A 24,869-nucleotide genomic window follows, 5' to 3' on the forward strand; every position below is an offset into this window, starting at 1 on the left:
CGACATTATTTTTTATGTCACTCACGTTTTTTTCAGTGGATTAAGCTGTGTTTTATCAGGGGACATATAATTGGTGTGGTCAGTAATTATAAGGAAATAGTTAGTTGTCTAAATACCTCGTAAACTCATCAAAAGTAGCTGTATATAGTATTGAAAATCTAGGTATTTCATATAAATGGTCTTCACGAGAGGCTACCTAATACGCTATCTGCGTCTAAGGTAATTTCCAGTGAACAACAAAGTATTTTTCTCTCATACTTTCAATTATCAAAATATCATTATTTATCTTGATATTTTAGGAGAATAATATTGTAACTCTTCATTTTTATCCGATGGCCAATCTTGTAAATTCCACTTCTTCCATGAAGATTCATTTTTAAATTCATCTCTCCATATAAGTTTACATTCCTCGCTATTCTTTGTAGATGCAGTAAGGGCTTTGAGAAAATTGTTTTCGGGCATTATTTGAACAATCTTTTCTTCAATTTTATTTTTGATTCCTCCACTCTCATCCGTTTTATTAAGACTCTAGTTGTTCAGACTTGGACTTTTGTTCAATCTATCTACATAATTATTGGTTATAAAAACATTCTAATTCCATAATTAGGAATTTTTCTCACTTAAACATTTTGAACAGCTTATAAGTGTGATAAAACTATGAACTCTTGTTCAATGAAATGTTTTTCTCTTGTATGACATGAATCTGTCCTGTACGATAAAAAGGACACTAGAAGGACAGGTGAATTTATTGAATAAATTACAACCATTTTTGGAAACAATGGAAGAAGGAAATATAGAGAAGCTAAGTGCAATATTGGATGTTTTTTTATTAGATGGAAATCCAGATGAGCAATACGAACTCGCGGATTTATTAACACAATATGGTTTTTTACAAGAGGCTTTACAAGTTTTAGAACATTTGCAATATTTGTTCCCGGAAGAGAATCAGTTAAAAATTGATCAAGCTCAGCTGTACTTAGAATTGGATAAGGAAGATGACGCTTTAGAAATGCTGACAATGGTTGAAAAATCAAGTGAAGCATATCCACAAGCGCTACTAACGCTAGCTGATTATTATCAAATGATTGGCCTATATGAAGTTGCTGAACAGAAAATAAATGAAGCTATTGCTTTATTGCCATCTGAACCGCTTCTGCTGTATGCAAAAGGAGAACTTTTATTTGAAACAGGTCGATATTTGGAAGCTGCTCGATTAATGGAGGAACTAGTACCGCATCAAGAAGCGTTGCAAGGTGTCAATTTATCGCTCAAGCTAGCTGAAGTTTATAGTGCCGGAGCAGCATACGAAGAAGCGATCCCTTATTATACGGAGGCTTTAGAAAAAGAGGTAGCACCTGATGTTTTATTCCATGCAGCCTATGCATCTTTTCAGGTACAGCATTATGAAACAGCTGCAAAACATTTAGAAAGTTTATTAGAAATTGATCCGGATTATTTCTCTGGCTATATGTTACTTGCTGAAACGTTTGCAATGCTAGAAAAAAATGAGGAAGCATTAAAGACAATAACAGATGGAATTGCTCGAGATGAATTTGAGAAAGAATATTATTTATTTGCAGGTAAAATTTCTTTGAAATTGGGTAGAGTGATAGAAGCGGAATCATTTTTGCGTGAAGCCATTGCATTGGATCCTGAATATATGGATGCAATTTTCATCCTTTCTTCTCTATTTTCTTCAGAAGAGAAGGATCATGAGTTAATCGACCTATATGAAACGTTGAAGCAAGAACATTTTGAATGGTCTTCCATGTATCCATTTTTAGCTGCTGCATACGAGCGTTTAGAATTATATGAAAAAGCATACGAATTTTATAAGCTAGCATATACTGAACATAAAGAGGATGCTTCATTCTTACAAAAGTACGTCTATTTCCTATTAGAGGAAGGGAAAAGAGACGAAGCACTTGAAGTAATATCCATATTGCAGATACTTCAGCCAGAAAATAGTGAATGGTTTGACATGTTGGAATAAATAAAGGAAGGAGAGGTTACGTGACTGCTTCTGTTTCAGTTGGCGAGAAAAAAGAATTTGTTCGTTGGTTTCTAAAAAAGTATCAAATGAAGAGAAGAGAGTGCGTTTGGATTTTGAATTACTTAATAAGTCACGAAACACTGTTGAATAACGTCCATTTTGTAGAGGAAGCACATTACTGCCCTAGAGCTATGATAATGTCTGTTACTACTTCCTCGGGCATCCCTTTTCGATTTTATAAAGGGAGTATTATGACCGCTGATGCGGAAAAGTCTTTTCACGATTTACGTTTGCATCCTGAAGAAGATATGTATATTCAGCTGAACTTTCAAACACTACCTCCAAGTCCAGAGTATTTGGCGGTACTGGAAGAAAACCCTTTTATGCCAAAATATCTGCATATTAGTGAGAAAGACAAACTTATTGCCGAGGATATATTAACAGAAAGTCTTCATTCATTTCAGGTAGAGCAATTAAAAAAGCAAATCGATCAAGCAATTGATGAAAATAATAAAGAAAAATTCCTAGAACTTTCCGATTTATGGAAAAAACTACAGCAAAGAGAAAATTAGGAGAGATAGTCATGCATTGGAACGGAAAAGATAGTGCAGTATTTCTAGCACAAAAAGAATATATAGATACAGCGGTGATTCCGTTAATATTAATCGACGGTTCGGAGCATGGATTTCAATTTGCAGCATCTGCCGCTGATTTTACTTTATCCTTAGCGAATGTGATTGAAAATCAATTCAAAGGAAGGATTGTTTTATTTCCTTCCTTTTCTTATACAAGAAGTCAGGACAAGCAACTAGTGATGAAAATTTGGAAAGATGAGATAAATCAAGTAGGATTTAAGCATATATTTTTCGTTACATCTGATAGAGATTGGAGTACAATGGGTGAGGCAGAAAATGTGATTTGGACACCATCCGTGCCACTCGACTCTATGGATCAAAAAATGAGGAATTCTGTCTTAGAAGACCAACTCCGACAACTCATTCCGATATTTGCGACAAAATGGGCAAAATAGTGACATTTTCAATCATTTGTTCACAAAGTTCATAATTCGCGTCATTGGAATATTGACCTTCTATTTTAGTTGATATATTATGTATATGTCCTAGTATTATTATTTCAAGCAAGTATGTCCATTGGACTGACCTTTAAGTAAGAGGGGGGAAAAGGATGAGTAACAATAAAGTATCGAGACGTCAATTTCTAAGTTATACCTTAACTGGTGTTGGCGGATTCATGGCTGCAGGAATGCTTATGCCTATGGTACGTTTTGCAGTTGATCCTATATTGCAAAAAAAAGAAGGCGGAGATTTCGTACTAACTGAAAAGAAAGTTGCAGATATTACGGATGTTCCAGTACGTGTAGACTTCACTTATGAACAGGTGGATGCATGGTACAAGTCTGATGTAACAAATTCTGCATGGGTTTACAAAGAAGGAGATAGTATTATTGCTCTTTCACCAGTATGTAAGCATCTAGGTTGTACCGTAAACTGGGAAGGTGACCCAGCGCACAAAAATCAATTCTTCTGCCCATGTCATGGTGGTCGCTATGAGAAAACCGGAAAGAATGTTCCAAAAACACCACCTCTAGGTCCGTTGGATCAATTTGAAGTTCGTGAAAATGACGGTTTCTTAGAAATTGGAAAAGCTATACCTAACACATTAGTTTAAAAGTAAGGGGGTACGACATCAGTGCTTAATAAAATCTATGATTGGGTGGATGAACGTCTAGATATTACTCCTATTTGGCGTGATATTGCAGACCACGAAGTACCAGAACACGTAAACCCTGCACACCATTTCTCTGCATTTGTTTATTGTTTCGGAGGACTAACATTCTTCATTACTGTAATTCAAATTTTATCTGGTATGTTTTTAACAATGTACTATGTACCAGATATTGAAAATGCTTGGGAATCTGTTTACTACCTTCAAAATGAAGTAGCATTCGGTGAAATCGTGCGTGGGATGCATCACTGGGGAGCGTCTCTTGTTATCGTTATGATGTTCTTACATACATTACGTGTATTCTTTACTGGTTCTTATAAAAAACCTCGTGAACTAAACTGGATGGTTGGAGTATTAATCTTCGCTGTTATGCTAGGTTTAGGATTTACAGGTTACTTACTTCCTTGGGACATGAAAGCATTGTTCGCAACGAAAGTAGGTATTGAAATTGCAGCATCTGTTCCATTTATTGGTGGAATAATTAAAACACTTTTAGCTGGTGATGAAACAATCATCGGTGCTCAAACATTAACAAGATTCTTTGCGATTCATGTGTTCTTCTTGCCAGCTGCACTGTTTGCATTACTAGCAGCTCACTTTATCATGATTCGTCGTCAAGGTATTTCTGGACCACTATAATGGGTAAGTGGTACAGATAATTCTTACAAGGAGGGGACATTATGCATCGCGGTAAAGGTATGAAATTTGTTGGTGACTCACGTATTACAGATCCAGCTAGCAGACCAAAGAAAACTCCGAAAGACTATTCTGAGTATCCTGGTAAAACAGAAGCTTTCTGGCCTGATTTTTTATTGAAAGAATGGTTAGTCGGTGCTGTTTTCTTAGTTGGTTATCTAGTTTTAACTGTTGCACATCCGTCACCACTTGAACGTCCAGCTGATCCAGCGGACACAGGCTATATTCCAGTACCTGACTGGTATTTCTTATTCTTATACCAGTTATTAAAGTATGAGTTTGCTTCAGGTCCTTATAACGTTATTGGAGCTATCATTATTCCAGGTTTAGCATTTGGTGCACTTTTATTAGTACCATTCCTAGACACTAGTAAGGAAAGACGTCCATGGAAACGTCCTTTACCAACTGGCTTTATGTTGCTAGCACTAGCTGCAATGATTTTCTTAACATGGGAATCAGTTGTAAACCATGACTGGGAAGCTGCTGCAGAATACGGTAAAATAAAAGAAGAGGTTTCAGTTGAATTTGATGAAACTTCGGAAGGCTATCAGCTATATCAAGCCTCGTCTTGTATTGGCTGTCACGGTAACGCATTTGAAGGTGGTATAGGTTTACCGTTAGTAGGCTTAGAGTTAACTGCTGACGAAATCGTTAATATTGCCCATGAGGGTCGTGGTGGTATGCCAGGTGGTACTTACCAAGGTACTGAAGAAGAACTTCACAAGCTTGCAGAGTTTATTACAACTTTACAGCCAGCAGAATAACTTTTAAAAAAAGAGAGTCAGGAAACTGGCTCTCTTTTTTTACTATTATGAAGGAGCGTATACATGAAAGACATGATAACGTATTTGAAATTAGTGCTCTTTAATAAATCCTTTATGTGGTTATTATTCTTTGTTAACTTAGTGGGCACAATTTATGGCTACATTTGGTATGAAGGACAATTGTCCGTGACGGAGTCTAAATTTCTTCTATTTGTTCCGGATAGTCCAACAGCAAGTTTATTTTTTACCATCGCATTATTTGGTTGGCTTTTAAAACAAAATTGGAAGTTGATTGAGGCACTTGCATTAATTACGTTGGTAAAATACGGATTATGGGCAGTTGTCATGAATATCTGGATGTATATTGAAAATGACTATCTTGGTTGGATCGGCTGGATGCTCGTTGCTTCCCACTTTGCAATGGCACTGCAAGCTGTGTTATATATTCCTTTTTATCGATTTACTTGGGTGCATATATGTATAGCCTCTGTATGGACATTGCATAATGATGTCATTGACTATGTGTTTGGACAAATGCCTGTTTATCGAAGTCTGGACCAATATGCGGCTAATATTGGCTATTTCACGTTTTGGTTATCCATAGCATGTATTGGTCTTGCTATTATCGTTTATCAAAAAAGCATAAAGCGAATTAGTTGATTGCTCGTCCATTACCTATTAAAATAATAAGTATAGATTGAGAGGGGGAAATAACTGATGATGACTTATATCGTATATTTTGCAGTAATTCTGTTATTGCCGATATATGCACAAATGAAAGTGAAAAGTACGTATAAAAAATATTCTAAAGTTAGATCTACTTCTGGTATGACTGGTGCACATGTGGCTAGATCTATTTTAGATGCAAATGGATTATACGACGTGAAAGTAGTTGAAAGTCGTGGATTCTTAAGTGACCATTACAATCCTATGACTAAAATTGTAGCATTGTCTTCTCATAACTATCATGAGGCATCCGTGGCTGGAGCAGCGATTGCAGCCCATGAGGTCGGCCATGCTATTCAACATAAAGAGGCTTATTCTTTCCTAACATTAAGACATAAGCTAGTTCCTGTTGCTAATATTTCTTCCAACGCTTCATGGATTTTCATAATGATAGGTATGCTAGCAAGTTTTTCTAATTTGTTATTAGTAGGGATTGTTCTTCTTGCAGCAGGTGTTTTGTTCCAAATTGTAACACTTCCTGTCGAGTTTAATGCTTCTAATCGTGCCATGGATCAAATGGTGTCTTTAGGTGTTATCCGTAATGAAGAAGAACCTCATGCGAAAAAAGTATTAAATGCAGCTGCGTTAACATATGTTGCTGCAGCAGCAGTTGCAGTTCTTGAGCTCGTACGTTTAATATTAATCTACACAGGTATGACAAGAGACGAATAGAATATTTGAAAAGGATTGTCCCGTCAAATTTGACGAGGGACAATCCTTTTTTAAAGATAGGCTCTGTTAAACGAACATGTTGATACTTACCAAAAATCGCCTCACATGCCTTTGGGCTTTTCTCAGTCTAGAGGTCGTTTTTCATCGTCCAGCGTAAATCCTTCGCCCATTACATCGTTTGTTTCAGTAACAGAAACGAATGCATGAGGATCCACAGCTGTAATAATTGATTTTAAGCGAACAATTTCATTTTTGCCTATGACACAATATAAAATTTCTCGCTCTTTTTTCGTATAATGGCCGTAACCTCTTAAAACTGTTACACCGCGTTCCATTTCGTTCGTGATTCGGTTAGCAATTGCGTCTTGATGTTCAGAAATAATAAAAGCACCACGAGCAGCATATCCGCCTTCTTGCACAAAATCAATGACTCTTGCTCCAACGAACACTGCAACAAGTGTATACATCATGGAACGAATATCTAAGAAGGTGAGCCAAGAAAGTAAAATGATTACGGCGTCAAATATGAACATGGTTTTTCCCATGCTCCATCCAAGATACTTCTGAGCGAGTCTAGCAATGATGTCTACTCCACCTGTAGTACCTCCTGCGCGGAAAATTATACCGAGTCCTGTACCAATGAATACACCTGCAAATAACGATGCTAGAAATAGGTCGTCATTTAATCCTATTTGTATTTCATACGTTTGAAATATTTTAAGGAATACAGATACTGCAATTGTTCCAATTATTGTATAGTAAAATACTTTACGTCCAAGTAGTTTCCATCCAATGATAAACATAGGTATATTAAGTAATAAGTTCATTAAAGCTACATCCCAATGAAATACGAAGTATAGTATCAATGTAATTCCAGAAAATCCACCTTCACCAAGTGCATTTTGCATATTGAAATGTACAAATCCAAAGCTAAATATCGCAGATCCAATAATAATCATGATAATATTTTTTAATTTTAATCCAAGACCCATTGTTTCACCTCTTTTAATAATACATACTTAATGTATTATCGATTATTTTATTGATTTTGACAACTACAGGTGATATTTATTACGATGAGAGAAGGAGAGTGAAGAATGATGAAAGAAAAGAAGACGTTATATGCGCTTCAAAATGAAGTGGATTCATACATAAACCAGTTTAAAGAGGGATACTTTCCTCCAATGGAACTTTTGGCAAGGTTAACAGAAGAGTTAGGAGAGCTTTCTAGAGAGGTACAACATAAGTACGGAACGAAGAAAAAGAAGGAGACAGAAGTCGACAAAGAACTTGCCGATGAAATGGGAGATTTCTTTTTTGTATTAATTTGTATGGCTAATGCAGAAGGAATTGATTTGCAAGATTCTCTTCAAAGTGTATTACATAAATACAATACTCGGGATAAAGATCGTTGGACTAAAAAGGAGGACTAATGATGGTTATTAAAGTTGCAGTGGCAGGACCAAGAGGAAGAATGGGAAGAGAAGCAATAGATACTATTCTTAAAAACCCTGAATTTCGTTTAGTAAGTGTGTTAGACACTAAAAAAGATCTAGTCTATTTAGGAGAAAGCGTCTCTGTATTTACTTCGTTAAAAGAATTAATTGAGCAAACAGAACCGGATGTATTAGTAGACTTAACGGTTCCTTCAAGCGTTTTCGATCATGCTATGACGGCTTTAGAGTATGGAGTAAGACCTGTTATTGGCACAACGGGCTTTACTGAATTACAATTAGATGAAATAAGCAACAAAGTAAAAGAGAAACAGATTGGTTGTATAATTGCTCCAAATTTCTCTATAGGTGCTGTTCTTATGATGAAATTTGCACAAACGGCAGCTAAGTACTTACCAAATGTAGAGATAATTGAAATGCATCATGATCAAAAAGTGGATGCTCCTTCAGGTACAGCAATGAAAACAGCACAAATGATTCAAGCTGTAAGAGAGAATGTGGAACAAGGACATCCAGAGGAAGAGGAAATAGTAGAAGGGGCACGAGGGGCAAACATAGAAGGCCTGCATATACATAGTGTTCGTTTACCTGGATTAGTCGCACATCAACAAGTTTTACTTGGTGGGGAAGGACAACTACTCACATTACGTCACGATTCGTTTAACCGCTCATCGTTCATGTCAGGTATCGTTTTATCAATTAATGAAATAATGAAGCGAAATACGCTAATTTACGGTTTAGAAGACATTATTTTATAGGGGTGACAACATGAGAATCGCATTAGTTGCACATGACAAGAAAAAAGAAGATTTAATTCAATTTGTAACTGCATATAAAAATATATTAGAAGAACATGAATTGTTTGCTACAGGAACGACTGGAACGCGTATTATGAGTGAGGTAGGATTAACGGTATTTAGATATAAGTCAGGGCCTCTCGGTGGCGACCAGCAAATTGGGTCCGCTATTGCTAATAATGAAATGGATATGGTTATTTTTTTCCGAGATCCACTTACTGCGCAACCACATGAGCCAGACGTTTCTGCTTTAATTCGACTTTGTGATGTGTATCAAATTCCACTCGCGACGAATATGGGAACCGCAGAAATATTATTAAAAGGGATAGAAGAAGGCTTTTTAGATTGGCGATTGTTAGAAGAAAGACGTTCACGTTAAGGAAGTGAAGTTATGCGAAAATTAAAAATAGGTATCACTTGTTATCCATCTGTGGGTGGATCAGGTGTCATTGCAACGGAGCTTGGCAAAATGCTAGCGGAAAGAGGTCATGAGATTCATTTTATTACTTCAAGTGTACCTTTCCGTTTAAATAAAATGTATCCAACCATAACGTTTCACCAAGTGGAAGTAAACAACTATTCTGTTTTTCAGTATGCACCATATGATATTGCGCTTGCGAACAAAATGGCAGAAGTTATTGTAGATGAGCAGCTAGACGTGCTACATGTTCATTATGCAATACCTCACGCCGTCTGTGCAATTCTTGCAAGAGATATGGCGAAATCTAATATTGGGATTGTCACAACGTTGCATGGCACAGATATTACAGTACTTGGATATGATTCATCGCTGTCAGGTGCTATTCAATATGGTATTGAAAAATCGGATATTGTAACAGCTGTTTCCGATTCTTTAGTTAATCAAACGATGGAATTAATATCTCCTCATAAAGAAATAGAAACTGTTTATAATTTTGTCGATGAACGAGAATATAGAAAGAAGGACCCTGGTAACCTAAAAGAACTTTTTGGAATCAGTCCGGAAGAGAAAGTAGTAATTCATGTATCTAATTTTAGAAAAGTAAAGCATGTGCCAGATGTAGTAAAAAGTTTTGAACTAATCCGACAAGAGGTTCCAGCGAAATTGTTATTAGTTGGTGATGGACCAGAAAAGCATCCTGTCATGGAATATGTAAAAGGTACATCCATGGAAAAAGATGTTTTGTTTTTAGGTAAACAAGAAAATCTATCTGAACTTTATGCTATTTCCGATTTAATGTTACTTCTTTCAGAAAAAGAATCGTTTGGATTAGTTTTGTTAGAAGCAATGGCGTGTGAGGTACCTTGTATAGGTACAAATGTTGGCGGCATTCCAGAAGTTATCACTCATGGCGAGAATGGCTATTTAGTTGAACTAGGTGATATTGGAAAAGTTGCAGAATACGGTATTAAAATATTACAAGATCCTAGTTTACATAAGCAATTAAGGGAAAACTCTCTTGAGATTATGCAAGAGCGATTTAGTTCATCAAAAATTGTGGAACAATATATAGCAATGTACGAAAGAGTGGCGAGAAAATAACATGATGAGAAATCGGTGGCCAGATGCTTATAAAGTAATTGAAACGCTTGAAAATGCTGGCTTCGAAGCATTTGTTGTAGGAGGTGCGGTCCGCGATTTTGTACGAAAAATAAATGCAAATGACGTGGATATAACAACGAATGCAACACCGAGCGATGTCAAACAGTTATTTCATCATACGATAGATGTAGGAATTGAGCATGGAACAGTGTTGATTGTACTAGAGGAGACTATTGAGGTAACTACTTATCGTTCAGAAGCGACCTACTCCGATTTTCGTAGACCCGATGAAGTTATATTTGTTCGATCTCTCCAAGAAGATTTACAACGGCGTGATTTTACGATGAATGCCATGGCGTTAACGAAATCAGATGAGGTAATCGATTATTTCAATGGTAGGGAAGATATTGAAAAGCAAATTATCCAAGCGGTAGGAGATCCAAAGCAACGATTCTCCGAAGATGCATTAAGGATGCTTCGAGCTGTTCGTTTTTCAGCTCAGTTGAATTTTACATTACATACAAGTACTTTTGAGGCAATCCAAACACTCCATGCACTTATCTCCCATGTTTCGATGGAAAGAGTAAAAGTAGAGCTGGAGAAAATATGGGCTAGTAAACATGTAGCAAAAGGGATGGATTTATTTATTTCTACTAATTTAGCTAAAAACTTTCTTGGTGATTGGTCATCTTATCAAAAAAGCTGGGAGAATTTTTCTAGCTTTGGTAATCCAGCGAATGGATGGGCATATTTTGTGCTCATGCAGCAACCTACGGAAGTAAATGCTATCCTTTCCTTTTATAGATGCTCTAATGCCGAAAAAACACATGTGAAAAATGTAGTGAAGGCGGTAGATCAACTACAAAAGGGAGATTGGACGCCTTATGACTTTTTTCAGTTTACGGAAGAAGTATTAGTAATTGCTTCAAGCTATGCAAAAGCTATTTGGAATAAGGATGTTCCCTATACAGGGAAAGATATTCATCACATGAAAGCCTCCATTCCTATTTCGACTGTTAAAGATATTGTGGTAAGTGGTCATGATTTAATGGAGTGGACAGGACGAAAAAGCGGTCCGTGGATTAGAGAAGTTCTTGAAAACGCAACACTCTCGATAGTAAATAACAAGTTAAAAAATGATAGAAAACATATAAAGGAATGGTTTTTTCATGAATATCCTAATTAAAGAAAAGATTCTTTCCCAATTACTAGGTGCACAGGGAATCCCAATTTCAGGTCAAAAGCTTGCTGACGAATTAAAAATTTCTCGCACCATGATTTGGAAGCATTTAAAAAGTATTGAGGATGACGGCTATGTTATAGAGGCTATCAAGAAAAAAGGATATGTCTTGAAATCAATCCCTGACATTGTCTCGCCTGAACGAATTACTCCCAATTTACAAACAGAGTATTTAGGAAGAAATATTGTCTATTATCCTGTTTGTGATTCGACTCAAAATATCGCAGCTTCCATAGCAAGGGAAGGTGCCCCTCATGGAACAGTTGTTATTACCGAGGAACAAACAGCTGGTAGAGGAAGACTAGAACGTAGTTGGGATTCGTCTGCAAATAAAGGGATTTGGATGAGTGTCATCATTCGTCCGGAAATAAGTCCACAATTTGCAGCACAATTTACACTGGTTTCTGCTGTAGCAATTGCACGTGCAATTGAAGATACGACCAAATGTTCACCAAATATCAAATGGCCAAATGACTTACTTATCAACGGGAAAAAAGTGACAGGAATTTTAACAGAACTGCAAGCTGATATGGACCGAGTCCAGTCAATTATTATCGGTATTGGCGTAAATGTAAATCAGGAGATCGATGCGTTTGAACAATCCATTCAATCCATCGCTACTTCCATAAAAATAGAATCCGGTGATGAAATAGATCGTGTGGTTCTAGTAGCTAAAATTCTAGATTATCTGGAAAAGTATTCGAATATATATGTTGAAAATGGCTTTGAACCAATTAAAATACTTTGGGAAAGTTATAATTGCACGATAGGTAAACGTATTAGAGCAAACTTACTGCGGGAAACGTTAGAAGGCGTTGCAATTAGCATTACAAACGATGGAGTACTAGAGCTTCAACTGGATAATGGAGAAATTCGAGGTATTTATTCGGCAGATATTCATCTAATTTAATTATGAGAAGATAATTTGGACGTAGACAATATTTTCTGTTATTCTGTATGCGTAGGGCAGTATCTGATTAGAACTGCACCTGTTGTAAATTGCAATTCAATTGAATAGTCTGCCTTGATCTATGATTGACAGGGACGGAGAAAACCTACTAATTTACATTTTCTGCCCTTCTGTCCATAACTGGATTTGAAGGGCTTTATATTTGGTTTTCTCTTCACTTAATATGAGGAGGGATTTTTTGAAGACGACAAGTAATTTCTTGAACATGAAGAAGAACAACGAAAAGATTACGATGATCACAGCGTATGATTTTCCAACAGCTAAGTTTGCAGAAGATGCAGAAATTGATATGGTGTTAGTGGGAGATTCAGTAGGAATGGTTGTACTTGGTTACGACTCTACAGTACTTGTAACAATGGAGGATATGATTCATCACGGAAAAGCTGCTAGGAGAGGTGCACCAAACACCTTTTTAGTAGTAGATATGCCTTTTGGCACGTACCACGGATCAGTTGATCAATCCCTTGCAAATGCTGTGAGAATCATGCAACAAACAGGCGCTCAATCGGTGAAACTTGAAGGTGCTGATGATGTGCTACCTCTCATTGAAAAGCTGACATCTGCTGGAATTCCAGTTGTTGCTCATCTTGGCTTGTTGCCACAATCTGCTGGTGTTCTTGGTGGTTATAAAGTCCAAGGTAAAACGGCAGAAGCTGCAGAAAAATTAATAGAAGATGCCAAAAAATGCGAACAAGCAGGTGCTTGTGCACTTGTATTAGAGTGTATACCCTATCAGCTTACTGAAAAAATTTCCAAAGCCCTAACAATACCTACCATTGGTATTGGAGCAGGGGCTACTGCAGATGGTCAAGTATTAGTGTTCCACGACATGGTGAAATACGGTACACATCATATTCCTAAATTTGTAAAAGAATTTGCAAACGTTGGTGTTCCAATTATTGATGGTATTAAACAGTATGTAGAAGAGGTAAAGAGTGGTTCCTTCCCAGCGCTTGAGCACTCCTTTACGATGAAGGAAGAGCAACTAAACCAATTGTACGGAGGCAATCATGCAAACAGTTCAAACAATCAATGAGTTAAAGCATATTATTGGAGTAAATAAAGAGAAAACAATTGGGTTTATTCCTACAATGGGATACTTACATGAAGGACATCAAGCATTATTAAATAAAGCTAGAGAAGAAAATGATTTCATTGTAGCAAGTGTTTTCGTCAATCCTGCCCAATTTGGACCAAATGAAGATTTAGATCGATATCCAAGAAATATAGAACATGATACAAAACTAGCTACTGAAGCAGGAGTAGATGTACTTTTTGTTCCAACTCCAGAAGAAATGTATCCATTTGAAAGTGGTATTACGATCCAAGTAGGAGAACTTTCGACGAAATTATGTGGAGAAAGTAGACCAGGTCATTTTGATGGAGTTTTAAAAGTTATTACGAAGCTCTTCCACCTCGTTCAACCAACTAAAGCATATTTTGGGCAAAAGGACGCGCAGCAGCTAGCAATTATTGAAACATTTGTAAATGCATATAATTTTCCGGTACAGATTGTACGAGTTCCAACAGTTCGTGAAACGGATGGACTTGCGAAAAGTTCTCGTAATGTCTTTTTAAGTGAACAAGAACGAGCGCAAGCGGTTCATTTATTCAAAGCTTTACAACTAGCTACAGAGACATGGAAGAAATCAAAAAATGTAGACGAAGCAATTGCAAAAGGAAAAGCGCATATTGTAGAAAATACGTCTGGTAAAATAGACTATTTTGCAGTATTAACCTACCCAACCTTGCAACCTGTTTCAGAACAAGCCGATCAACTTTTATTTGCAACAGCTGTATTTTTTGAAAAAGCTCGTTTAATAGATAATATTTTAGTAGAAACAAAGGAAGTGTGACGGAATGTTAAGAATGATGTTAAACGCAAAGATTCATCGTGCAGTAGTCACGGAAGCGGATTTAAATTATGTAGGAAGTATTACAATTGACCAAAATATTTTAGATGAAGTTGGTATGTTACCAAATGAAAAAGTGCATATTGTCAATAATAACAATGGTGCTCGTTTTGAAACCTATATTATTGCGGGAGAACGTGGCAGTGGCGTAATTTGTGTGAATGGTGCAGCAGCACGTCTTGTGCAACGTGGGGATATAGTTATTATATTATCGTATGCGTATGTAATGAATGAAGAAGCGAAAACACATAAACCAATTGTTGCCATTATGAATCCGGACAACACAATAAATCAAATTATTCATTATGAACCGGAAGCAACTGTCATGTAAGAACTTTTCTAAATGGGTTGTCCAATCAGCCCATAAATTGAAGCAGGTGTAGAAAAGCGAGTCTTTTTCTACACCTGTTTTTTGTATACTTTTAATAAAAATACTATTTTTTGTTGGCAATTGAATGTAGTGGAAGACGGCGACTCCAGCGGGAATAGCAAATGTTTTCTGCACCGAAAGCGAAGCGGCAGGTGCATGAGCTGAAGGCCCCGCAGGAGCGAACAAAGGAACAAAGGCTAAGAACTCCACATCGTGTGGCAACGCCTTTGTGACCAACATCGTGTTGGCCTGAGGAAACTGAAGCCATGCCCGCGGAAAGCGTCCGTCTGAAACGGGGAAATCAATACATTGGAAAAGGGAGCATCTCCCAGTCATTATATGACTTTAAGGACAGCCCCTTTTCTATTTAGCATATTTTTCGTTTCTATTTAAGGAATGTGGTACAATTTTTTATAAAGATGCAAAAAAAGAGAGAATTACCAAGCTAATTATAATGACTGTGAGTTGAAGAAAGATGGAAAATCATAAATATGCAGTTGTCGATATTGAAACAACAGGCCATTCATCTTCCAATGGTGACCGTATTATTCAACTTGCAATAGTGTTTATTGAAAACAGCAAAATAGTGAATACTTTTTCTACATTTGTTAATCCAGAAAAGCCGATTCCATTTTTTATTCAAGATTTAACGAAAATTAAAGACGTCGATGTGCAAAATGCTCCTCGATTTGAAGAAATCGGTCCAGAAATTTTGGATTTACTGCAAGATCATATTTTTGTTGCACATAATATTCATTTTGATCTTTCGTTTCTACAGAAAGAATTAATACGAGTAGGGCTACCAAAGTTGATTTGCAAGAATATGGACACAGTTGAATTTGCAAAGCTAATGTTTCCAAATGTATATAGTTATAAACTGCAGGATATTGCTACAGAATTGCATATAGAATTACAATCCGCGCATCGTGCAGACGATGATGCGTTAGCTACTGCACACTTATTGTTAAAATGCATTGATCAGCTTTTAAGTCTGCCTCTAAAAACGATAGAACTATTACATAAAAGATCTTTTCAGTTAAAGTCTAATTTGTCGATTCTATTCTTTGATGTCTTAACGAAAAAGAGAAAAGAAGTGGAGTCGAATGATTTTCCACTTTATCGAGGGATACCCATCAAAGTAATAGTAGAAAGCAATCTGTATCCATCGTCCATACCGTACCCTTCCACAAAAGAATTAAAAAAAGAATTATTTCAAAAAGGTTTTTCCCGATTTGAAGAAAGATATGGCCAGTTTGAATTAATGGACGAAATTCATCATGCGCTAGAAAAACAAACAGAAATAGTTTGCGAAGCGGAAACCGGCATTGGGAAAACATTAGGCTATTTGCTACCAACTGCGATTTATGGGTTAGATCGTCAAAAACCTATTATTATTAGTACATATACAACCCATTTAATTGATCAGTTAGTGATAGAAGAAATTCCAAAATTAAATGAAATTTTAGGTACTGAAACGCGTGTAGCGAAATTAAAAGGGATGCACCATTATATTGATTTGTATCGCTTTTGGCAACATCTTCAGTTGGAAGATGAGTCCTATGACGAAACATTTACAGTTATGCAAATATTAGTATGGCTAACGATGACGGAGGAAGGGGACTTAACAGAATTAAACGTTTCTGGTGGAGGTCAATTATTCGTCGATAAAATTAGAAGAACCGCACAGTCGAAGCTAAGGGAAGTTGGAGACTTTGACTTTTATAAACGAGCTGTTCGCAAAAGTGAAAAATGTGATATTTTAGTAACAAATCATGCGATGGTTTTAGCGGACAAAGAAAGAGAAAATAAACTTTTATCGCACGGTTGTGCAGTTATAATTGATGAAGCTCACCAACTAATTCATGCAAGTATGTCTCGTAAAGAACGTATTTTTTCTTATACAAATTGGAAGTATGCATTAGGTCAGTTTGGTACGTTAGATACAGATCAATTACTAGGTAAACTTGTATTACTAAGAATACCATTAGCTTTGCAATTAAGACTGGAAAAGCAGTTTGTAGACGTTGTAAATACATTTGATCGAGCAGTTTCTTATATTATTTCATCTATTCAACATTTAGGTGCTCATTCAAAAAGTACTAAACGAATGGTAGCGTTAGAAGGGTTGAATTTAGATCGTTCTATTTTCCGTTCAGTGGCCACGTCTATTCAAACGTATGTATTATCTGCTAAATCGATTATTGATTCTTACTCAAAAAATGCAGAAGAAGAACTAACACCTATTTTGTTAAACGAGTGGGAATATTGGTTAAGAGAGCTAGAGATTAAAGTTAGTGAATGGGATGAAATATTTTTGCAAGATGAGGCAGTAGAAGCGAAATGGTTAGAAATTGATAATAGAAGTATACCTGGTAGCTTAACAATTATTAAAAGACCATTAAACTATCAGGATGATATAAAAGATGCAATGGAACCGTTAAGAGAGGCTGGAGCAGTCATTTGGACCTCTGGAACGCTAACGGTGCCATCAAATAAACATTTTATAACTGCTCAACTCGGATTAAGTCCTCAAATTCCGATACATCAGTTTAAAGCTGCGGCTAACTATTATAATGGAGCAGAACTTCTAATAGTGGAAGATATGCCCGACATTCAACATGTATCTCAGAATGATTATATTGAATCAGTAGCTGAGGCGATTGTACAGACAGTGCTTGTATCTGAAGGCAGATGCTTTGTTTTATTTACATCACAAGATATGCTTCGGAAAACAGTTGATTTAATTCAAGACACAAATTTACTAGAAGATTATATGTTATTTGCACAAGGCATGACCTCAGGAAGTAGAATGCGCTTATTGAAATCATTTCAACGCTTTTCAAAATCGGTGCTTTTTGGGACGAATAGCTTTTGGGAAGGTGTGGATGTACCGGGAGATGCACTTTCGGTCATTATTATGGTTCGTTTACCATTTTCATCTCCAGACGACCCATTATTTAAAAAGAGGGCAGAACTCTTAACAAAAAATGGACTAAATCCATTTTCAAATTATTCACTCCCAGAAGCGGTCCTCCGATTTAGACAAGGATTCGGTCGTTTAATACGCTCATCTACCGATAAAGGAGTTTTTATCGTATTAGATAGAAGAATTGAAACGAAGTCATATGGAAGTGACTTTTTACAGGCAATTCCTAATATTCCAGTAAAGAAAGTATCGTTAGAAAATATGGTTTTAGAGCTAGAAAATTGGTATACTAATTGAGGATTAGTTTTAGAAAGCGGGTAGAAATATGGAAAACAAAATTGATGTGCTGTCAACCGTCACAGTCAATTACCAATCGGACTTGTATAAATTAGTTGACGTACTAAATCGAACATTAAAAGAGCGAGATTTAATGTTCGGACTAGCACTTGATAAAGACGACCAAGAAAAAGCTGTTTTTACGATTTATAGGACTTAACAAATGGTACTTAAAAGATGGCTATTATTTCTTGTTGTTTTTGCTGTTAGTTTAACAGTTATTCTCAGTCTACTAATTTACTTTCAAGCAAAAGCACCGTTTAAAGATGCTAATAAATCAGCCGAAACCTATGTAACCGAAAACAATTTATTAGCACAGGTAGAAGATGCTTATGTGTATAACAGTTCTTCTACATTCCACACCATCATTGGTAAGACGGCAAAGGGTGAGGAAAAAGCATTTTTCATTCCTGAAAAAGAAAACGATGATGCAATTATGGAAGTGAATTTACAAGATGGAATATCTAAAGAGCAAGCAATCCAACTAGCGATGGAAGATGAAACAAATAGTAAATTATTGCATGCAAAACTTGGTGTAGAAGAAGTAGGGCCAGTTTGGGAAATAACGTATGTCAATGAAACAAACAAACTTAATTACGTCTATCTATTATTTGATAATGGAGATTGGTGGAAGCGAATTTCAAACTTATAAACCTAGGAGGATAACATGAAAAAAATTATGATTAAAGACATGGCACGTCATGTTGGAGAAACAGTAAAACTGGGTGCATGGCTTGCAAATAAACGTTCAAGCGGTAAAATTGCATTCTTACAGCTTCGTGATGGCTCTGGTTTTGTACAAGGAGTTGTTGTCAAAGAAGAGGTTGGAGAAGAAATTTTCCAAACTGCTAAAGGTATGACACAAGAAACATCCATGTATATCATTGGTGAAGTATTAAAAGATGAACGCTCTTCATTTGGTTATGAAATACAAGTAAAAGAAATAGAAGTGATTCATGCAGCAGTTGATTTTCCGATTACACCTAAAGAACATGGTACTGAATTTTTGATGGATAACCGTCATTTATGGCTTCGTTCAAGAAAACAACATGCTATTATGAAAATTCGTAACGAAATTATACGTGCTACATATGAATTCTTTAACGAAAATGGTTTCGTTAAAATGGATCCACCAATCTTAACAGGATCAGCACCAGAAGGAACTTCAGAATTATTCCATACAAAATATTTTGATGAGGATGCATTTCTTTCTCAATCAGGTCAATTGTATATGGAAGCAGCAGCAATGGCTTTAGGAAAAGTATTTTCATTTGGACCAACTTTCCGTGCGGAAAAATCCAAAACTCGTCGTCACTTAATTGAATTTTGGATGATTGAGCCAGAAATGGCATTCGTAGAATTCGAAGAAAACTTAGAAGTACAAGAGCAATATGTAGAATATATTGCACAAGCTGTATTGAAAAACTGCACATTGGAATTAGAGCGTCTAGATCGCGATGTTTCTAAACTTGAAAATATTAAAGCGCCATTCCCACGTATTTCATACGATGATGCAATCAAGTTTTTACATGAAAAAGGATTTGATGATATTAAGTGGGGCGATGACTTTGGTTCTCCACATGAAACAGCGATTGCGGAAGCATATGACAAGCCAGTTTTTATCACACATTATCCAGTAGGTATTAAACCATTCTATATGCAACCACATCCACACAGAGATGATGTTGTATTATGTGCAGATTTAATCGCACCAGAAGGGTATGGAGAAATCATTGGTGGATCTGAACGTATTCATGATTATGATTTATTAAAACAACGTTTAGCAGAACATGGCCTAGATGAATCCTCATATGCTTGGTATTTGGAACTTCGTAAACAAGGTTCCGTACCGCACTCTGGATTTGGATTAGGATTAGAGCGAACTGTAGCATGGCTAAGTGGAGCAGAGCATGTACGTGAATCGATTCCATTCCCACGTTTATTGAACCGTTTATATCCGTAATCAGTAAATAAATTAAAAGTAATATAATAAGAAAGGGAGTACGAGTATGCAAAAGCGAGATCGTCTCCGTATCTGGACTGAGCAGGGAAATGTAACCATTTCCCAGCTTTTTTTTAGCCATTATAAAGCCATTAATGTTAAAGATGAGGAAGCTATTCTCTTATTGCATTTATTTGCTTATGGAGAAGCAGGAAATCATTTTCCGACGCCACAAAATTTAGTGGACCGTACACATTTCAATGAAAATAAAGTAGTGACTATTTTACAGCGTCTTGTGCAAAAAGGTTTAATTCAAATCGAGCAGCATAAAGATCCAAATGGTGTTCTCTATGAATACTATGCTTTTAATTATCTATGGGAGTTGCTTGTAGATTGTGTAGAGCAACAAGAAAATAGTATGCAGGACGAGCAAGTTCGGGTCCAAGAAGGCGAAATCTATAAATTGTTTGAACAAGAATTTGGTCGTCTATTGTCACCAATGGAATATGAAACTATTGGTATGTGGTTTGACCAAGACCAGCATTCTGCTTCCTTAATTCGGTTAGCATTAAAAGAAGCAGTGTTATCACAGAAGCTCAGTTTACGATATATCGACCGTATTTTATTCGAATGGAAAAAGAAAAATATTAAAACCGTTGAAGCAGCTGAAAATCAAACAGCTCAATTTAGAAAACATATTCCAGCCCAAAAATCAGCTGAGCCACAATCGGGTTCAGCGAAAGTGCCATTTTATAACTGGTTAGAAGAAAGAGAGTAGGTGAAAAGATGCTTACGAAAGCACAATGGCAATATTGCCTAGATGAGATGGAACGAATGTTTCCAGATGCTCATTGTGAGCTAGTGCATGAAAACCCTTTCGAATTATTAGTAGCTACTTTATTGTCTGCACAGTGTACAGATGTATTAGTAAATAAAGTAACAAAAGACTTATTTCAAAAATATAAGAAGCCAGAAGATTACTTAGCGGTATCCATCGAAGAATTACAAAATGACATTCGTTCGATTGGTCTATATCGCAATAAAGCTAAAAATATTCAAGCATTGAGTAAACAATTAATAGAATTGTACGATGGGGTAGTTCCACCTAACCGCGATTTGCTTACGACTTTTCCTGGAGTAGGGCGAAAGACCGCAAACGTGGTCGTTTCTGTCGCTTTCGATATTCCTGCAATCGCGGTGGATACACATGTAGAACGAGTATCCAAACGTTTAGGGCTTTGTAGATGGAAGGATACCGTGCTCCAAGTGGAAGAAACGTTAATGAAAAAAACACCAATGGAATTATGGTCCAAAGCACATCATCAGCTTATTTTCTTCGGTCGTTATCATTGCAAAGCACAGAACCCGAATTGTCCAACCTGTCCACTATTATCAGTTTGTAGAGAAGGTAAGAAAAGGATGAATAAAATTGCCCAAGCTTGATCACGATAATTTCCAACAAGACTTCGATGATTGGATAGAAATTAGGGTACAATTAACTGAACTTTTCAAGGATAAGCGAAAACCTACGACAGAATTAATGGAGAATGGTATCGTTCTGCTAGCAAATGTATTAGAAAAAGCAGAAGGAGCAGCCCCTCTAAATTTTGAAGAGCGATTTGCATTTATCAAAAAAAATAAACATAACTATGCAGCATTTCGCCAATTAGACGAGCTTTTTAATGAAACTAAGAAGAAAATTGCACGTCTCCGCGTTATGAAAACCCCAAAATAGAAGAATTAATGCTTTCTTGAATCATATTAAAAAGCGAGTCGTCCTTATTGTAGGACTGCTCGCTTTTTCTACTGAGTAAGAAAAAAATTTCCCCTCAGTAAATGTACAGACTCCAGCACTTTTGCACATTCTCTTGAAAATAATCTACATATATTTACTTTGTTTCTCATTGTTTTCGGATTGCTTTGGACAGAGTAACTATTGGACCATTTCCGGGATTCCTAAATGCGAGGGACGTGAAGAGTCATGTCCCCCGCATTTATTCGGTAATCGGATGACAGTCTTTCTGTCCGATACAATCCTAAAATGACGATACACAAAGTGCTATTGTTTTGGGGAATAAAGGAATGTACCCTGTCATATTCATACAGTAAGCAGCCAAAGATGCAATACTATCATGAAAATAATATACGTTGTTGAACTACCGGGTGCTTAGTTCAACATGCTATAGTAAAAAAATGAAATGGTGTGTCAGTTAACCGTTTTGTATGAGGTGGACCGATGTGTTTTTTTAAATCAATTTCAGATGATATTCGATTTGCCCAATTAGAATTTCGTAAACATACAAAATCGAAGAGGCTTGTTATAGGATCTTTTCTCGCCTGTTTGGCTGCTGTACTTCAGGCAACAGGTGGCTTTTTACCAGGGATCGGATATTTTATCAGCCCATTTGCTACTTTACCTATTTTGATTGGTGCTATGTTTTCCATTCATATGGGAGTGATGTCTTATTTTCTTACCATCCTGTTGCTATTCATTCTGTTTCCAAGTGAACTAGTCATTTTTCCTTTTACAACAGGGTTGTTAGGGATTGGTATAGGTGCAGCTTTTTCCTTTTTCAAGAAAAGAGTAAGTATTATTTTTATTGGTGCAATTCTCTTAACGATAGGTATTATGAGTCTACTAAATATTTTCCACTTTCCCGTACTTGGTCCAACCGTATCCGATTCCTATTCATTCCTTACAGCAGGAAGTATTTTTATTTTTTCATTCCTTTATAACTGGTTATGGGTTGAGATGGCTTTATTCTTTTTTAAAAAATTAAAGACCGTTATAACTTAGTGCAACCATACCAGATTCCTTATCTGATCCGTCGAAACTCATCAGGAAAATTCTCGACAGGCCTGTTGCCGCGGAATATAACTTCTTCAAAGACTGCGAGTTATCTTACAAGTAAAAGCAACATAATATCCGTTCTATTGTAAGAGAAATACAAATATTCTGGATGAAATCAAGGTGTTCAGCTTTTAAATACACGAAAAAATAAACAAACAAGGGAGCCTGATTGTTCTCTTGTTTGTTTTATTTCTATTCAATTAAATCCAAGAAAGAGATTTATCTGTTATTAAGTCGAATTTTATAGTTATGAATCATGGAACAATTTCAAAAATAGTACCTTGGTTAAAATCAGTCACATTCATAGAGCCATAAACCCCTAAATATAGTCTGGTTTGATTCAGATTCGTTCCCAAACTAACATAAAAAGCTGATTGAGACCCAAAATTATAATCGGTTTCAATAACACTAAAATCATTTAATTTACAATCTGGTCTTACCTTGGTATAAGCTAAAACCCCTCTAATCGGTGGTTGAGATCCTTCATCACGGGCAAAATCGGTAAACACAACGCTGCCCTTTAAATCGGGAATTCCATTACCCATATAGGCTTGCACTCCTGTAAGTGCAGTACCTCCAAACTTATCAGGTCGGGGATCCTTATGAAAATAACTAGTCAGAGGCTGAAGACGTAACACTGAAGTTTTTACTGCATCATTGTAATAGGCAATTGTTTTCTCCTCTAAAGTCGGATTTGCAGAGCAGCCCCTTATAATGGAAGCAGGAAAAGCACCTTCCCACCCTCGCCAGCCAAAGTTAATAAATCCTTCTAGGTCAGGTTCGGATTTCATTAAAGAAGTTTGAATAAGTTGAGTAACCGGTATTGGTTTATAATGAACGAATGAAAAAATCGACTCTACTAAGTCCTGTCCGACATTTCCCACATATTTGATATATTGATTATCAAACCTTTGAAATGAAATACCAGGTATATTACGAACCCCTTTGGAAATTACCGTAAGTGTTTCCTGAATAGGTGCAGGAAGTTCATTAAAACGTGTGACTACGGGGGGATTATCGATTAATGTATTCTTAGCTACATCAATTTCAATTATTTTACCGGCGATTTCCATATCATCCTGGCTTAAATTAAATGGATCATAGCCTGATCCACCATCTCCGGTTGTTAAAACAAGTTTTCCTGTTTCAGGTGAAAAGTTTAAGCTATTGACACCATTATGATTAAAAAATGGTCTTCTTAAATTAAGTAATGCCCGCCGTTTTCGAGATTGACCATTCGATTGTAAAATCCATTCTTCAACTGTATCAATATGATCAAATTGAGTTTCTCTATTAATCCACTTTAGATTTAAGGTTCTGGGGTCACACGGATTAGGCTGAAAAAATTCAGGAAGACCATCTTGGCCTCGTCCTGCAGCTTCTGAATTAGGAAGAGCACCTGGACCTTGTGTACCAGCTACAGAATAATGAAGATAAAACAGACCGTTATATTGAAATTCGGGATGAAACGCTAGCCCTATCAATCCTCGTTCATCATATCCACCACCAGAAACACCTAGTTTTATTATTCGCGGGCGAATATCTAAAAAAGTCCTTATAACTCCATTTCCAATGTAAAAGATCTCTCCTATCTGGGTTGCAATAAATAATCTTTCGATTGAGTCACCCGGAACTATAGTTGTTTTCAAAACCGTGGGTAAATTTATTTTATTTACAATGGGCCGTAAACTAACCTTAACTTTTATCAACTAACTTTAGACACCTTCTTATTGTTTTCTTTTTTAAGAATATGATTAGATCTGTTCTATTAGTACCAGAGTAAGGCCGGGAAATCGGTCACTGGGGACGTGTCTGTTTTTGCACATTTATTTTTAGGCTATGTTAAAGGAAAAGGTTGATTTATCGTAAAATGGTATGATGACGCCTTCCCTACATATAATAAAATATACTTCTCTAAAACTGGATATTTATGTTAAAATGTGAATTAGTT

General features: G+C 36.4%; 27 protein-coding genes. 25 read left to right on the forward strand and 2 right to left on the reverse strand.

The annotated features are described in order from the left end of the window. Nucleotides 1-778 precede the first annotated feature (778 nt). The 8 genes from MHB48_RS07515 to MHB48_RS07550 all read left to right on the forward strand — a co-directional run bounded on the left by MHB48_RS07515 (nt 779) and on the right by MHB48_RS07550 (nt 6,597). The gene (locus MHB48_RS07515; RefSeq protein ID WP_342601327.1) at nt 779-1,993 is read left to right on the forward strand and encodes a tetratricopeptide repeat protein; all 1,215 of its coding nucleotides are present in this window, start codon (nt 779-781) and stop codon (nt 1,991-1,993) included. Between the two features lie 20 nt (nt 1,994-2,013). Then, nucleotides 2,014-2,565, forward strand: a complete 552-nt coding sequence (locus tag MHB48_RS07520; protein ID WP_342600865.1) for a ReoY family proteolytic degradation factor — start codon at nt 2,014-2,016, stop codon at nt 2,563-2,565. Between the two features lie 11 nt (nt 2,566-2,576). Beyond that, a complete protein-coding gene (locus tag MHB48_RS07525; RefSeq protein WP_342600866.1) occupies nt 2,577-3,023 on the forward strand; it encodes a DUF2487 family protein in 447 nt (148 codons plus the stop codon). Between the two features lie 155 nt (nt 3,024-3,178). Continuing rightward, entirely contained in the window at nt 3,179-3,682 is a 504-nt protein-coding gene (locus MHB48_RS07530) for a ubiquinol-cytochrome c reductase iron-sulfur subunit (RefSeq protein ID WP_342600867.1), read from the forward strand. Nucleotides 3,683-3,703: 21 nt separating this feature from the next. Beyond that, nucleotides 3,704-4,378, forward strand: a complete 675-nt coding sequence (locus MHB48_RS07535) for a cytochrome b6 (RefSeq protein WP_342600868.1) — start codon at nt 3,704-3,706, stop codon at nt 4,376-4,378. Between the two features lie 41 nt (nt 4,379-4,419). Then, complete coding sequence (locus tag MHB48_RS07540; RefSeq protein ID WP_342600869.1) at nt 4,420-5,199, forward strand: c-type cytochrome; 780 nt, start codon at nt 4,420-4,422, stop codon at nt 5,197-5,199. 63 nt (nt 5,200-5,262) lie between these two features. Beyond that, entirely contained in the window at nt 5,263-5,859 is a 597-nt protein-coding gene (locus tag MHB48_RS07545) for a DUF1405 domain-containing protein (protein ID WP_342600870.1), read from the forward strand. 60 nt (nt 5,860-5,919) lie between these two features. Beyond that, on the forward strand, nt 5,920-6,597 hold the full coding sequence (locus MHB48_RS07550) for a zinc metallopeptidase (RefSeq protein WP_342601328.1): 678 nt from the start codon (nt 5,920-5,922) through the stop codon (nt 6,595-6,597). Nucleotides 6,598-6,719: 122 nt separating this feature from the next. Here MHB48_RS07550 and MHB48_RS07555 read toward each other — a convergent pair whose 3' ends face one another. Next, complete coding sequence (locus tag MHB48_RS07555; protein WP_342600871.1) at nt 6,720-7,589, reverse strand: YitT family protein; 870 nt, start codon at nt 7,587-7,589, stop codon at nt 6,720-6,722. Between the two features lie 108 nt (nt 7,590-7,697). On the opposite strand from MHB48_RS07555, the gene MHB48_RS07560 reads away from it, so the two are divergent. From MHB48_RS07560 to MHB48_RS07640, 17 genes are all read left to right on the forward strand, one after another. Continuing rightward, complete coding sequence (locus tag MHB48_RS07560) at nt 7,698-8,030, forward strand: nucleotide pyrophosphohydrolase (protein ID WP_342601329.1); 333 nt, start codon at nt 7,698-7,700, stop codon at nt 8,028-8,030. Nucleotides 8,031-8,032: 2 nt separating this feature from the next. Continuing rightward, nucleotides 8,033-8,809 (forward strand): 4-hydroxy-tetrahydrodipicolinate reductase, encoded by a 777-nt coding sequence (gene dapB / locus MHB48_RS07565; RefSeq protein WP_342601330.1) that lies wholly within the window; start codon nt 8,033-8,035, stop codon nt 8,807-8,809. Nucleotides 8,810-8,819: 10 nt separating this feature from the next. After that, a complete protein-coding gene (gene mgsA, locus MHB48_RS07570) occupies nt 8,820-9,227 on the forward strand; it encodes a methylglyoxal synthase (protein ID WP_342600872.1) in 408 nt (135 codons plus the stop codon). 12 nt (nt 9,228-9,239) lie between these two features. Continuing rightward, on the forward strand, nt 9,240-10,370 hold the full coding sequence (gene bshA, locus MHB48_RS07575) for an N-acetyl-alpha-D-glucosaminyl L-malate synthase BshA (RefSeq protein WP_342600873.1): 1,131 nt from the start codon (nt 9,240-9,242) through the stop codon (nt 10,368-10,370). A gap of 1 nt (nt 10,371) precedes the next feature. After that, nucleotides 10,372-11,556: a CCA tRNA nucleotidyltransferase gene (locus MHB48_RS07580; protein WP_342600874.1), complete on the forward strand. Its 1,185-nt coding sequence runs from the start codon at nt 10,372-10,374 to the stop codon at nt 11,554-11,556. After that, entirely contained in the window at nt 11,540-12,520 is a 981-nt protein-coding gene (locus MHB48_RS07585; protein ID WP_342600875.1) for a biotin--[acetyl-CoA-carboxylase] ligase, read from the forward strand. The genes MHB48_RS07580 and MHB48_RS07585 overlap by 17 nt, the downstream gene beginning before the upstream one ends. A 238-nt stretch (nt 12,521-12,758) precedes the next feature. Further along, on the forward strand, nt 12,759-13,616 hold the full coding sequence (gene panB, locus MHB48_RS07590; RefSeq protein WP_342600876.1) for a 3-methyl-2-oxobutanoate hydroxymethyltransferase: 858 nt from the start codon (nt 12,759-12,761) through the stop codon (nt 13,614-13,616). Next, entirely contained in the window at nt 13,591-14,436 is an 846-nt protein-coding gene (gene panC, locus MHB48_RS07595; protein WP_342600877.1) for a pantoate--beta-alanine ligase, read from the forward strand. Before panB ends, panC begins: the two co-directional genes overlap by 26 nt. A gap of 4 nt (nt 14,437-14,440) precedes the next feature. Then, complete coding sequence (gene panD, locus MHB48_RS07600; RefSeq protein ID WP_342600878.1) at nt 14,441-14,824, forward strand: aspartate 1-decarboxylase; 384 nt, start codon at nt 14,441-14,443, stop codon at nt 14,822-14,824. A gap of 514 nt (nt 14,825-15,338) precedes the next feature. After that, nucleotides 15,339-18,086, forward strand: a complete 2,748-nt coding sequence (gene dinG / locus MHB48_RS07605) for an ATP-dependent DNA helicase DinG (protein ID WP_342600879.1) — start codon at nt 15,339-15,341, stop codon at nt 18,084-18,086. Nucleotides 18,087-18,114: 28 nt separating this feature from the next. Further along, complete coding sequence (locus MHB48_RS07610) at nt 18,115-18,285, forward strand: YpmA family protein (RefSeq protein WP_340919588.1); 171 nt, start codon at nt 18,115-18,117, stop codon at nt 18,283-18,285. A 3-nt stretch (nt 18,286-18,288) separates the two neighbouring features. Further along, the gene (locus MHB48_RS07615) at nt 18,289-18,777 is read left to right on the forward strand and encodes a DUF5590 domain-containing protein (protein WP_342600880.1); all 489 of its coding nucleotides are present in this window, start codon (nt 18,289-18,291) and stop codon (nt 18,775-18,777) included. 15 nt (nt 18,778-18,792) lie between these two features. Then, entirely contained in the window at nt 18,793-20,088 is a 1,296-nt protein-coding gene (gene asnS, locus MHB48_RS07620; RefSeq protein ID WP_342600881.1) for an asparagine--tRNA ligase, read from the forward strand. Between the two features lie 46 nt (nt 20,089-20,134). After that, entirely contained in the window at nt 20,135-20,845 is a 711-nt protein-coding gene (locus tag MHB48_RS07625; RefSeq protein WP_342600882.1) for a DnaD domain-containing protein, read from the forward strand. A gap of 8 nt (nt 20,846-20,853) precedes the next feature. Continuing rightward, nucleotides 20,854-21,510: an endonuclease III gene (gene nth, locus MHB48_RS07630; protein ID WP_342600883.1), complete on the forward strand. Its 657-nt coding sequence runs from the start codon at nt 20,854-20,856 to the stop codon at nt 21,508-21,510. Then, nucleotides 21,497-21,802, forward strand: a complete 306-nt coding sequence (locus MHB48_RS07635; RefSeq protein WP_342600884.1) for a YpoC family protein — start codon at nt 21,497-21,499, stop codon at nt 21,800-21,802. The genes nth and MHB48_RS07635 overlap by 14 nt, the downstream gene beginning before the upstream one ends. A gap of 501 nt (nt 21,803-22,303) precedes the next feature. Continuing rightward, entirely contained in the window at nt 22,304-22,864 is a 561-nt protein-coding gene (locus MHB48_RS07640) for a hypothetical protein (RefSeq protein ID WP_342600885.1), read from the forward strand. A 308-nt stretch (nt 22,865-23,172) separates the two neighbouring features. Here the strand turns inward: MHB48_RS07640 and MHB48_RS07645 are convergent, their stop codons facing one another. Next, nucleotides 23,173-24,627: a PQQ-dependent sugar dehydrogenase gene (locus MHB48_RS07645; RefSeq protein WP_342600886.1), complete on the reverse strand. Its 1,455-nt coding sequence runs from the start codon at nt 24,625-24,627 to the stop codon at nt 23,173-23,175. Nucleotides 24,628-24,869: the final 242 nt, after the last annotated feature.

Source organism: Psychrobacillus sp. FSL H8-0483 (assembly GCF_038637725.1).
GTDB lineage: Bacteria > Bacillota > Bacilli > Bacillales_A > Planococcaceae > Psychrobacillus.